General features: G+C 64.4%; 11 protein-coding genes. 4 read left to right on the forward strand and 7 right to left on the reverse strand.

The features are described 5' to 3' along the window. Positions 1 to 14: 14 nt before the first annotated feature. The gene (locus GSQ90_RS19505; protein WP_158816543.1) at positions 15 to 761 is read right to left on the reverse strand and encodes an enoyl-CoA hydratase-related protein; all 747 of its coding nucleotides are present in this window, start codon (positions 759 to 761) and stop codon (positions 15 to 17) included. Continuing rightward, a complete protein-coding gene (locus GSQ90_RS19510; protein WP_158816544.1) occupies positions 758 to 2,548 on the reverse strand; it encodes an acyl-CoA dehydrogenase in 1,791 nt (596 codons plus the stop codon). The genes GSQ90_RS19505 and GSQ90_RS19510 overlap by 4 nt, the downstream gene beginning before the upstream one ends. 144 nt (positions 2,549 to 2,692) lie before the next feature. On the opposite strand from GSQ90_RS19510, the gene GSQ90_RS19515 reads away from it, so the two are divergent. Both GSQ90_RS19515 and GSQ90_RS19520 read left to right on the forward strand, forming a co-directional pair. Continuing rightward, complete coding sequence (locus GSQ90_RS19515; protein WP_158816545.1) at positions 2,693 to 3,685, forward strand: L-threonylcarbamoyladenylate synthase; 993 nt, start codon at positions 2,693 to 2,695, stop codon at positions 3,683 to 3,685. Between the two features lie 100 nt (positions 3,686 to 3,785). Continuing rightward, a complete protein-coding gene (locus tag GSQ90_RS19520) occupies positions 3,786 to 4,676 on the forward strand; it encodes a LysR family transcriptional regulator (protein ID WP_158816546.1) in 891 nt (296 codons plus the stop codon). A 175-nt stretch (positions 4,677 to 4,851) separates the two neighbouring features. Here the strand turns inward: GSQ90_RS19520 and gor are convergent, their stop codons facing one another. The 4 genes from gor to recA all read right to left on the reverse strand — a co-directional run bounded on the left by gor (position 4,852) and on the right by recA (position 9,485). After that, positions 4,852 to 6,228, reverse strand: coding sequence for a glutathione-disulfide reductase (gene gor, locus GSQ90_RS19525; RefSeq protein WP_158816547.1), 1,377 nt, complete (start codon positions 6,226 to 6,228; stop codon positions 4,852 to 4,854). 247 nt (positions 6,229 to 6,475) lie between these two features. Beyond that, the gene (locus GSQ90_RS19530) at positions 6,476 to 6,982 is read right to left on the reverse strand and encodes a DUF2059 domain-containing protein (protein ID WP_158816548.1); all 507 of its coding nucleotides are present in this window, start codon (positions 6,980 to 6,982) and stop codon (positions 6,476 to 6,478) included. A 34-nt stretch (positions 6,983 to 7,016) separates the two neighbouring features. Further along, complete coding sequence (rpiA, locus tag GSQ90_RS19535) at positions 7,017 to 7,724, reverse strand: ribose-5-phosphate isomerase RpiA (protein ID WP_158816549.1); 708 nt, start codon at positions 7,722 to 7,724, stop codon at positions 7,017 to 7,019. Positions 7,725 to 8,402: 678 nt separating this feature from the next. Continuing rightward, a complete protein-coding gene (gene recA / locus GSQ90_RS19540) occupies positions 8,403 to 9,485 on the reverse strand; it encodes a recombinase RecA (RefSeq protein WP_158816550.1) in 1,083 nt (360 codons plus the stop codon). Positions 9,486 to 10,156: 671 nt separating this feature from the next. On the opposite strand from recA, the gene GSQ90_RS19545 reads away from it, so the two are divergent. Both GSQ90_RS19545 and GSQ90_RS19550 read left to right on the forward strand, forming a co-directional pair. Then, on the forward strand, positions 10,157 to 10,420 hold the full coding sequence (locus tag GSQ90_RS19545; RefSeq protein ID WP_158816551.1) for a hypothetical protein: 264 nt from the start codon (positions 10,157 to 10,159) through the stop codon (positions 10,418 to 10,420). Positions 10,421 to 10,970: 550 nt separating this feature from the next. Then, a complete protein-coding gene (locus GSQ90_RS19550; protein ID WP_158816552.1) occupies positions 10,971 to 11,303 on the forward strand; it encodes a hypothetical protein in 333 nt (110 codons plus the stop codon). A 26-nt stretch (positions 11,304 to 11,329) separates the two neighbouring features. On the opposite strand, the gene GSQ90_RS19555 is transcribed toward GSQ90_RS19550, so the two are convergent. Further along, positions 11,330 to 11,662: a hypothetical protein gene (locus GSQ90_RS19555; protein ID WP_158816553.1), complete on the reverse strand. Its 333-nt coding sequence runs from the start codon at positions 11,660 to 11,662 to the stop codon at positions 11,330 to 11,332. Between the last annotated feature and the right edge of the window lie 222 nt (positions 11,663 to 11,884).

Below are 11,884 nucleotides of genomic sequence, written 5' to 3' on the forward strand. Positions count from 1 at the left end.
TCGTTTTGAGCTTGTCAGGCCTTCTTTTGCATGAAGGCCATGAAGGCGGTGCGGGCCTGCGGCGAACGCACGGCTTCGCCGAACAGCCGCAATTCCTCGTCCATCCGCGCCTTCAGGATCGCCGGGTCGCCGCGCAATAGGCGGCGGGTGGCGAGCAGCGCGTCGCGCGGCTTGGCGGCGAGCGCCTGCGCCTTGGCGAGCGCATGCGCATAGAGATCGGCGGGCTCGACGATGGCGTTGACGAGCCCGAGGTCGCGCGCGGCGGCGGCGTCAAAGCTTTCCGCGAGCATGATGAATTCGGCGGCTTTGGCGTAGCCGAAACGCTGCGGCGCGAGCAGCGACGCCCCGGCTTCCGGCACAAGGCCGAGATTGACGAAAGGCATTTGAAACCGCGCGCCCGGCGCGGCATAGACGAGATCGCAATGGAAGCACAAGGTCGTGCCGATGCCGATCGCCGGTCCGTCGACGGCGGCGATCAAAGGTTTTTCGAAAGCCGCCAGAGCCCGGATGAAAAGCGTGCCGCCCGACGTCTCCATACTGCCGGCGGCAGCGAGGAAATCGCCGATATCGTTGCCGGCGGTGAAGATTCCATCCTTGCCGCGCAGCAAAACCGCGCCGATGGTTTCATCCCGGCCCGCCTGCGCGAAAGCCTCGACCAGCGCCTGATACATCGCGGTCGTCAGAGCGTTTTTCTTTTCCGTTCGCGCCAACGTCGCGATCAAGACCTGACCGTCGCGGTCTATTTCGATGTGATCCGTCATGTCGCCTCCGCCAGAGCTGATTCAAATTGCTGGAGCGCGCCGGCTCCCGATCGAATGGCGCTCTCAAGGCCGGCCGCGCCGGGCGCGATCTTTTCGGCGAAGAAGCGCGCCAAGGCGACGCGGCCAAGTTGCGAGGCGTCGCCCGCCGCCGCGAGGCTTTGCGCGGCGAGCCCCGCTTTGGCGAGGCAGGCGCCGCCGAGCGCCAGGCCGAACAACTTGAGATAGGGCGTCGCGCCCGCCAGGGCGTCCGGCATGTTGGCGCCGATCGCTTCGCTCAAAAACTTCGTCGCGCGGTCTAGCGCGTCGATCGCCTCGACAAGGCGCGGCGCCGTCGCGCCGAAATCCGCGCCGCCTTTCGCCGCCACATCGGCGGCGATCGCGCGCATGCCGGCAATTTCGCGCGCGACCGTCGCGCCATTCGACAGCGGCAATTTGCGCTGCACGAGATCGATCGCCTGAACGCCATTGGCGCCCTCGTAGATCGCGGCGATGCGCGCATCGCGCATATGCTGCGCGGCGCCGGTCTCCTCGATATAGCCCATGCCGCCGTGCACCTGCACGCCTAGCGACGCCACCTCGTCGCCGATATCGGTCGAGAACGCCTTGGCGACCGGGGTCAGCAGCGCGGCGCGCTCGCCCGCCTGCCGGCGCTCCGCTTCGTCGCCGCCATGCAGCGAGCGGTCGATCGCCACCGCGGTGAGGTGGCACACGCCGCGCGCCGCATGGGTGAGCGCCTTCATCGTCAGCAGCATGCGCTGGACATCGGCATGTTCGATGATCGGGCTCATCTCGGCGCCGCCTTTGGGTCCGCGTCCCTGACGCCGGTCGCGCGCGTAAGCCAGGGCCTGCTGCAAAGCGCGATCGGCGATCGCGACGCCCTGCATGCCGACGGCGAGCCGCGCGCTGTTCATCATCACGAACATCGCCGCCAGGCCGCGGTTTTCTTCGCCGACCAGCCAGCCGGCGGCGCCCTCGCCGTCGCCATAGATCATCACGCAGGTCGGCGAGGCGTGGATGCCGAGCTTGTGCTCGATGCTGGCGCAGCGCACGTCATTGCGGGGCCCAAGCGAACCATCGGGTTTGACGAGGAATTTGGGCACGAGGAACAGCGACAGGCCGCGCGTGCCGGCCGGCGCGTCGGGCAGGCGCGCGAGCACGAGATGGACGATATTATCGGCCATGTCATGCTCGCCATAAGTGATGAAAATCTTCTGACCGAAGATGCGGTAGGCGCCGTCGGGGGCGCGTTCGGCGCGCGTCTTGACGGCGTTGAGATCGGAGCCGGCCTGCGGCTCCGTCAGGTTCATCGTGCCGGTCCATTCGCCCGCGATGAGCTTGCCAAGATAGACGTCCCGCAATTCCTTGCTTGCATAGGCGTTCAACGCGCCGATGGCGCCCTCGCTCAGCAGCGGACAAAGCGCGAAGCCCATCGACGCGCCGTTCCACAATTCGGCGCAGGCGGCGTTGATCGTATGGGGCAGGCCCATGCCGCCATATTCGGGCGATCCCGTCACGCCGGCCCAGCCGCCCGCCGCCCAGGCGCGATAGGCGTCGCGAAAACCGGGCGGCGAGGTCACATGGCCGTTTTCGTAGCGCGCGCCCTGCAGATCGCCGATGCGATTGAGCGGCGCGATCACGTCGGTGGCGAAACGCCCGGCCTCGTCGATGACGGAGGCGGCCGTCTCGGCGTCGAATTCGCCAAAAATGCCGGCGGCGATCGCCTCGTTGAAGCCGGCGACATGGGTGAGGGAATAGAGGATGTCGGCAACAGGCGAGCGGTAGGTCACGGGCGGTTCCTCGGGCGCGTCGGTTCCACAGCCCTCGTTCGGGGCTGCTTGACGCGCCAGCTTAGGCTGAGATAGCTGCGCGGCAAGTCGCGATAAAGTTTATATGTAAACCAATTGGCGCACAAGCCGCGCCGGACGCCTTTTATGACCGATGCCACAAAGCGGCGAACCGAAATCGCAATTCCGAGCGGCGAGGCGATCGCCAGGGGCGCCGCGATCCTGCGCGCCGGCGGCCTTGTCGCGATGCCGACCGAGACGGTCTATGGGCTGGCGGGGGACGCGACATCCGAGCGCGCCGTCGCCGCCATTTACGCCGCCAAGGAGCGCCCCGTCTTCAACCCGCTGATCGCCCATGTCCTCGATATCGAGGCCGCACGCGCCGAGGCGCTTTTCGACGCCGACGCCCTGGCGCTCGCGCAAGCGTTCTGGCCGGGACCGCTGACGCTGATCGCGCCGGCCGCGCCGCAGAGCCGCATCAGCCTTCTGGCGCGCGCCGGGCTTGGCAGCGTCGCGTTGCGCGCGCCGAGCCATCCGGCAGCACGGGCGCTGATCGGCGCGGCGGGCGTCCCCCTTGTCGCGCCTTCGGCCAATCGTTCGGGCCGCGTCAGCCCGACGCTGGCGGCGCATGTGCTGGCCGACCTCGACGGGCGCGTCGATCTGATCCTGGACGCGGGGCCAACGAAGCTGGGCGTCGAATCGACGATCGTCGCCTGCCTCGACGGCGCGCCGCGTCTTCTGCGCCATGGCGCGATCACCCTGGAAGCGATCGAAGCGGTTCTGGGCCGCACGCTCGGCGCGCATGAGCCGGCGCCGGGCGCGGCGCCGCTGGCGCCGGGGCTGCTCGCTTCGCATTACGCGCCGCGCGCCGCCTTGCGGCTTGAGGCGCGCGATGCGGCGCCCGTTGAGGCGGCGCTGGATTTTGGCGGCGCCCTCGCGGGCAGCACGGCCGGCGCGCGGCTCGACCTGTCGCCGACATCGGATCTTGTCGAAGCGGCGGCCAATCTGTTCGCGTTCTTGCGGACGCTCGATGAAACGGGCCTGTCCATGATCGCCGCAGCGCCGATTCCCGAGACCGGGTTGGGGGCGGCGATCAACGATCGGCTGCGCCGCGCCGCCGCGCCGCGCGGGACGCCATAGCCGGCGAGCTCGCCAAGAGAAACGCGAAGCTTGCAAACGCGCCAGCGGCCGTGCAATTTTCTCGGCGAATCTTGTGTCGTCGCAAAAATCCAGAGCGGCCATGAACGCGCCTTTGAGCTGGGATGAGTTTCGCCTCGTGAAAGCGATCGCCGACACGCGGTCGCTGGTGGGCGCGGCCGAGGCGCTTGGCCTCAATCATTCGACGATATTCCGCCGTCTTGGCTCCGTCGAAAAAGCGCTGGGCGCCAGATTGTTCGAGCGCTCGCGCTCGGGCTACCAGCCGACGGCGGCGGGCGAGGAGATGGTGGCGCTCGCCACGGGAATGTCGGATCAGGTGGTCGAATTCGAACGCCGCGTCGCCGGCCGCGACGTCAAGCCGTCGGGCGAATTGCGCATCACTACGGTCGATTCGATGGCCGTCTACCTCCTGCCGCCGATTCTGACGCGCTTTCGGCAATTGAACCCGGGCGTTCATCTCGACGTCATCCTCGCCTCGCATGCGCTCAACTTGTCGCGACGCGACGCCGATGTCGCGATTCGCGCGACCAACGAACCGCAGGAGACGCTGGTCGGGCGCCGCATCGGCGCCATTCGCTGGGCGATTTATTCCTCGCCCAAGCTGGCGCTCGAATATGGAGCGAAGACGGTCGAGGAAGCGCCATGGGTCGCCTTTGGCGACAATCTGGGCTCGCCGATCGGCAGGCGCTGGACGGAGCGGAACATCAGCCAGCGCCGCCAGGTGTTCCGGGTGAATTCGGTGCTCAGCATGGCCGAAACGATCGCCGCCGGCGCGGGCGCGGGCGTGCTGCCCTGTTTCATCGGCAATAGCCGCGCCGATCTGACGCGCATCGGCGCGCCGATCGAAGAGCTCGACGTCGGCCTGTGGATTCTGACCCATCCGGATCTGCGCCATTCCGCGCGCGTGCGCGCCTTCACCGAACATGTCGGCGGCGAACTCGTGAAATTGCGGAAAGCGCTGGAGGGGGCGTGAGCGACGACCGCAACCGTCATTGCGAGCGGAGCGAAGCAAACCAGGGGGCGTGACTTCTCGGAAATAACGTTTTGACGTTCGCGAAAAGGAGGCCCGCCCAGTGTCGCATACACGCTTGTAGCCGTCACGACCTCTGGATTGCTTCGCTCCGCTCGCAATGACGACGAGGGCGCCATCAGCCCGGTTTGCGCTCGTAGCGCGCCGTGCGGGTGCGCATGGTGACGAGTTCCTCGGCGGCGGTGGGGTGGACGGCCATCGTCGCGTCGAGATCGGCCTTGGTCGCCTTCATCTTGACCGCGATGCCGAGGAGCTGGATCATTTCGCCCGCTTCATGCCCCAGAATATGCGCGCCGAGCACGCGATCGGAGGCGCCGTCGACGACGAGCTTCATGATCGTATGTTCGCGGCGCCCCGACAGCGTCGCTTTCATCGGCCGGAAGCTGGAGCGGTAGATGTCGACAATGTCGTAACGCTCGCGCGCCTGCGCTTCGGTCAGGCCGACGGCGCCGATTTCGGGCGTCGCGAAGACGGCGCTCGGCACCGATTCGTGATCGACTGCGACCGGCTTGCCGCCGAACACATGATCGGCGAAGGCATGACCTTCGCGGATCGCCACCGGCGTCAAATTGATGCGATTGGTGACGTCGCCGACCGCGTGAATGCCGGGCACATTGGTGGCGGACCAGGCGTCGACCTTGACCGCGCCGGCCGCGTCCAGCGCGACGCCGACGTTCTCGAGGCCGAGCTTGTCGGTGTTGGGGCGACGTCCGGTCGCAACCAGGATCTGGTCGACGACGAGAAGATCGCCGTTCGACAAGGCGACATGCAGCGCGCCGTCGCGTTTTTCGATGCGTGTCGGCAGGCGTCCGAAGCCAAAGAGGATTCCCGCATGGCAGAGCTCGTCGCGCAGGCCCGTGCGCATATCCTCGTCAAAGCCGCGCAGAATATTGTCAGCGCGCATGACCTGCGTCACCATTGCGCCAAGCCGCGCGAAAATCGAGGCGAATTCAACCGCGATATAGCCGCCGCCGACGATCAGCAGCCGGCTCGGGAATGATTTGAGATCAAAGATTTCATTCGAGGAGATCGCGTGTTCGAGGCCTGGGACGTGGGGCGCCAATTCAGGCGCGGCGCCGGTGGCGATCAGAATATGTTTGGCGCTGATCAGCCGGCCGCTGGCGAGCAGCACCGATTGCGGGCCGGCGATTTCGGCGCGTTCCTCGATAATTTGAACGCCCGCTTTTTCGAGATTGGCGCGGTAGATCGCCGAGAGACGCGTGATTTCTTTTTCCTTGGCCGCGACCATGGTCGGCCAGTCGAAGCGGGTCTCACCGACGCGCCAGCCATAGCCTGCCGCATCGGCGAAATCGTCGGCGAAACGGCTGGCGTAGGCGAGCAGCTTCTTGGGCACGCAGCCGCGAATGACGCATGTGCCGCCGATGCGAAATTCCTCGGCGACCATCGCGCGCGCGCCATAGCCGGCGGCGATCCGGGCGGCGCGCACGCCGCCCGATCCCGCGCCGATGACGAAGAGATCGACGTCAAAGTTCACAACTTCTCCTCAATGAGTGGTCCGCATCAGCCAAATGAAAGGCTGGCGCAGTTTCTCCCTCCCCCCTTGTGGGGGAGGGCCGGGGTGGGGGGTCGCACCGGACTTTCAATTTAAATAGTCGCGCCTCAATCTGACAGGTCAGCGCGACCCCCCTCCCTAGCCCTCCCCCACAAGGGGGGAGGGAATATTGGAGTCCTTCAATTTGGTCGACGCAGCCCGCTAGTCGGGGCGCGAACAGGCGAAGGCATCAGAAATCGGCGCCTTTCTTCTTCATTTCTTCATGGGCGCGCGTCAGCACGTCGACGGAAAGCTTCTGGCTCCAGGCCTGGACGATTCCAGAGATTTCATTGAACGCGGCCGGTTCGGCCTCCACATATTTTTTGCCGCTCGCGCTGAGGAAAAAGGCCGCCGTGTCCTTGAGCTCCTGCTCGCTCATATGCTTGGCGAGAATCAGCGCCGAGCTATTGATGACGTCGATCTCGGTTTTGGTGAACTCGGGCACCAGCGCGAGCAGCGTCGCATGCAGCGTGTCTTTGAGTTCGGGCCGCGTCGCCAGGACATTGCGCTCCAACTGGCCGAACATCTGAGGAACGATGGCGTCGAAGGAGCGCGTCATGCCCGAAGCGGAAATGACGGTGCGCGCCGCTTCGAGGGCGGCGGGCGTTGGATCGTCGGCATAAGCGGCGAAGGAGCCGCCGATCGAAAAGAGCAAAGCGGCGGACAAGGTTTTAAGGGGGGACAGAGTAGCAGCCACGTCGGAAGTCTCCTGTTAAGCGCAGTGAAAAAAGTCAGGCGAGATCGCCCAGGATTTTGAGGCCGTCGGCGCCGGCCAGGATGGCGGCGCTGGCGAGGCCGATGAACAGGCCGTGATCGACGATCCCGGGCACGCCCTGCAGCGCGTTAGCGAGCGCTTCGGGGTCGGCGAGGGCGCCAAAGGCGCAATCGAGGATGTGATGGCCGCCGTCGGTGACGAAGACGGGGCCGTCGGCGCCTGTGCGCCGCAGCGCGATCGGCCCGCGGCAATCGAGGCCGGCGCTGATTCGTTCGATATGGCGGCGCGTCGCGCCAAGGCCGAAGGGAACGACCTCGACGGGCAAGGGAAAGGCGCCGAGACGCGCGACATATTTGGACGCGTCGGCGATCACCACCATGCGCTTGGACGCGGCCGCGACGATTTTCTCGCGCAGCAACGCGCCGCCGCCGCCCTTGATCAGGCGCAAGGCGGAATCGACTTCGTCGGCGCCGTCGATCGTCAGATCGAGTTCGGGATATTCGTCGAGCGTGGCGAGCGGCACGTCCAAAGCGCGCGCCTGCGCCCGCGTCGCCTCCGAGGTCGGGACGGCGATGATGGACAAGCCGTCCCGGACGCGTTCGCCAAGCAGGTCGACGAAATGGCGCGCGGTCGAACCCGTCCCCAATCCGAGCTTCATGCCAGGCTGGACAAGTTCAAGCGCGCGGCGGGCGGCTTCGCGCTTGAACTTTTCAAAATCTTGCAAGGCGCGCCATCCGTTGGGGCGGCGAAGCGTTGGAGAGAGATGATTTTCGGTCGAAAAGGCCAACAATCATTGCGAGGGAGCGTAGCCCGGCGAATGCTTTGCATTCGCCGGGCTACGCTCCCTCGCAATGACGGTTCGCTGTTTTCGCCAAGTGTCATCCCGCTTTGGGCTGCCGGGTTTTCGGGGCCATGGCCTATAGGTTTCGCGGGTGAAACGCAAATTGGCGCGGCGCGGCGCGGTTGCTTTTCAGGGCTGGATTTGCGCAACTCAGCGTGCCGGAGCCGTGCTCCCCGTAAAGCCCGAGCCCGCTACGCGGGTCGCTCGCTCCGCTCGCGAGGCTTGACGAGTCCGCGCGGCTCCGGCTTCGGGCTTTCCATGGTCTTTGCTGCGCAAAGACGGCCATTTGGCCGGCTTTGGTCAGAAAAGACTATGATCGGCGAAAGGCCGCATCGGATCGGCGTTGTCACCCCCGGCGAATGCGACGCATTCGTTCGGCAAGGGGCGAAACGAAGTGAAGCAGCGGCGCAGCCGCTTGATAACGACGGGCCGATGTGGCCGCCGCCCCACGCATAGAGAGAGCGCGGCCGCGCCATCAGACGCGGCCGCGCTCTGGTCGCGCGACGAGAGAAGCTTTTTGGCGAATGGGCGCCGAGGGGACCAAGCGCCCATTAAAAGCCCTCAGGCGTCGGCGGCGTCGTCTTGTTCGGTAGGATCGGCATTGTCGAGAATCCGCTCGGCGATAATGCCGGAATTCTCGCGGATCGCCTTTTCGATTCGATTGGCGATCTCGACATTGGCCTTCAGATAGCTCTTCGAGTTTTCGCGGCCCTGGCCGAGGCGCTGGCTGTCGAAGGAGAACCAGGCGCCCGATTTCTCGACGACGCCCGCCTTGACGCCAAGGTCGATCAATTCGCCGACCTTCGAGACGCCCTCGCCATACATGATGTCGAATTCGACCTGTTTGAACGGCGGCGCGACCTTGTTCTTGACCACTTTGACGCGGGTCTGGTTGCCGACCACTTCCTCGCGGTCCTTGATGGCGCCGATACGGCGGATGTCGAGACGCACGGAGGCGTAGAATTTCAGCGCATTGCCGCCCGAAGTCGTCTCGGGCGATCCATACATGACGCCAATTTTCATGCGGATCTGGTTGATGAAAATGACCATCGTGTTCGAGCGCGAAATCGAGGCGGTCAGTTTGCGCAGGGCCTGGCTCATCAGGCGGGCCTGCAGGCCGGGCTGCGATTCGCCCATTTCGCCCTCGATTTCGGCGCGCGGCGTCAGCGCCGCGACCGAATCGACGACCAGCACGTCAATGGCGCCCGAACGCACCAGCGTATCGGTGATTTCCAGAGCCTGTTCGCCGGTGTCGGGCTGGGAGATCAGGAGATCTTCGAGATTGACGCCAAGCTTGCGCGCATAAACCGGGTCGAGCGCATGTTCGGCGTCGACGAAGGCGCAAACGCCGCCTTTTTTCTGGGCCTCGGCGATGACATGCAGCGTCAAGGTCGTCTTGCCCGAGGATTCCGGGCCGTAAATCTCGATCACCCGCCCGCGCGGCAGACCGCCGACGCCGAGCGCGATGTCGAGCCCCAGCGACCCCGTCGGGATCGTCTCGATCTCGACCGCTTTCTGGTTTTTGCCCAGCCGCATGATCGAGCCTTTGCCGAAGGCGCGTTCGATCTGCGACAAAGCGGCGTCCAACGCCTTGGTCTTGTCCACGGAAGTTCCTTCAACGAGACGGAGATTGGCTTGCGTCACGACTGTTCTTCCTTCTGCACAATCAGCGGCGAAACCGCAACAGCGGCGTCGTGTGGGCATTTGTGCATGTTTTGTTCTCATGCGCAAGTTCTTTTTTTGTTCCTTTCATGCGCTTCGTAAGCCAGGCAAACGACTCGGCTCCATCGCGGAGCCGATGGTGACCGAGAACTGTCCCGAACAGGCACGGCGTTTGTGGAAGCCAGCGCGGTGCGCTTCGCCGCTAGTTCGATCGCTTGGTTGATGACGCCACGCGCAAACCGCACCATCCGGCCAACGACGCGCCTCGAATGCTTGCTTGCTTCGTCGTCAAAGATCGGATTGCCGAAATCAACGGATCGCAGCGGTTTCCGATTATGGCGTGCTTGGGCAACGAAACTCTATGCTATAAACTCGCTCTTCCGGGTGCAGACGATGATATTTGACGCGTTCGGGGGGAAGTGCGCAGCGGACCGGGTGACATGGTCCATAGCAGACCCAGGCAGGCGGGCCACTACCGGCAAATCCGGTCGACGTCCCCAAAACGAAGATTGCCGCCAGGAACATTATTTTCTTCATGACCAAAACGATGCCGGAACGAAGACGGTTTTTCAAGTGCATAATCGTCTATCGCAACAAAACTGCCGCGACCCCGGACAAACACCCATCTGAATCTCGTGCGAAGTGAGGACGAAATGAAGTGCGCCAGCATCATCCTCGCGCTCTTGGGGCTTGGGGCAGGAATCCGGGCCTCGTTGATTTGGTGGAACGCGAGCAAAGTAGAAAATAGCCCTGAAATCATTCCGGACGACCCCGTCGCTGGGACAATGGTCTGGGCCGAATCAACCAAAAAGGCCTTCGAGGATGCTGGTAAACTGAATGCGCAAGCGGCGGCCTGGACCGCCGCGTCCGTGGCCCTGAACGCGTTAGGAGCGATCGCTGGGGCCTTTTCAAATTAAGGCGCCGCCGAACGGGGCCACGCCGCCGAGTCGCCGTCAAGCGGCTGCGCCGCTCCTACGCTTCGCTTCGGTCCCTTCGGGATGACTGCGTCTCGTCGACGTGGCGTTTTTGCATCCATGTCCTTTTGCTGCGCGAAGCGGCCCCTCAGGCCGCATCGCGCAGCAAAAGGACATGGTGGCCAAAGGCCGTCGCCGCGCGGAGGGGTCAAGGCGCGCGTAGCGCCCGCGAAGCGGCTTGGCCTTGACGCCGAGCACGGCGATGGCAGCGCGCCCTTGCTTAACCGCAATGTTAACCCATTGGCTGCGCGGTGATCGCCCCGCACATGGACAGCCCATATGCATCCGTCTGCGCCACGCAATAATCGACGAAAATGCGCGCGTGACACGCCAAGAGGAGACGATTCGCGTGCTATTTGCGTGTCGCGACGCGCGCAACACAGGCGAAAAAGTGTCCCCCTGCCGCCTGGCGCAGCAACTCCAGCCGGCCCCTTGACATGCAATGGTTTGTTGTCAAACTAGTTCATAGTCTTGGCTGTTATGGATTCGGCGCTTGAAACCGCAACACAGGATTCATGGCCTCGCCGATCTCGCCGGGAAATCTGCTCGCCAGCCTGAGGCGGGCCTCTATCTCACGCCCCAATGCGTCGAAGCCGCGCTCGCGGCGCTCCGGGCGCGCATCGACGGACTGGACGCCGGCAAGATCGGGCCAGACGCCTATTATTTCCGGGTCGAAGCGATCGACGGCCAGGGTTTGTCGCAGGAACTTCTGGCCGTCGCCAGCAACCTCGCTCTCGCGCGCGCCGCCTTCGAGCAAGCGGCGCTGACACCGGACCGCAAAGTCCGGCTGAGCCTTGGGACGCAAGAAATCGCTTGTTCGGCATAGACCGCGGCGGCGCTAGCTCAAGCGCGCTATGGCGTCTCTTCGACGATGCGCGGACCCAGGCATAGTCTGACCTTCTGGCCGAAATATTGCTGCGCGGCCGCGTCGAACATCGCCCTTGCGATTGAAATGTCGCGGGTCTGGCCCAGCAATTCGTCGGCCTCGCCCTTATCGCCGCCGAGGGCGATCCGAAACGCGGGCCCGCCGGTCTGTTTCTGGGATTGGCTCGCGCCTTCGGATTGGGCGTCAAGCGCCGCGATCAGCAGCGCCGTCGCCTGCGGCGACAATTGCGCGCCTTCGCCGCTTCGCGCGCTTTTCTCAAGCTGACAGAGTAACCGCCCCATCGCATCGACGTAGGTCATTGCCCAGCCTCCCGAGCCTGCCGACGTTCAACCCCATCCCGTTTTATCGTATTATACGCGTGACATTTGCCCATATTGTTACAGTATTTTTCGCGAGATTGCAACCTCACCGCGGCCGAAATCGGAAAAAAGTTGAATTCTTTATGATATATCATACATTTCCGGACGGGGCATGTCCTGGACGATCTTCCAAGACTTCGAATCAGGATGGCGAAAAGCGCC

It is taken from the genome of Methylocapsa sp. S129 (assembly GCF_009765995.1).
Classification (GTDB): Bacteria; Pseudomonadota; Alphaproteobacteria; order Rhizobiales; family Beijerinckiaceae; genus Roseiarcus.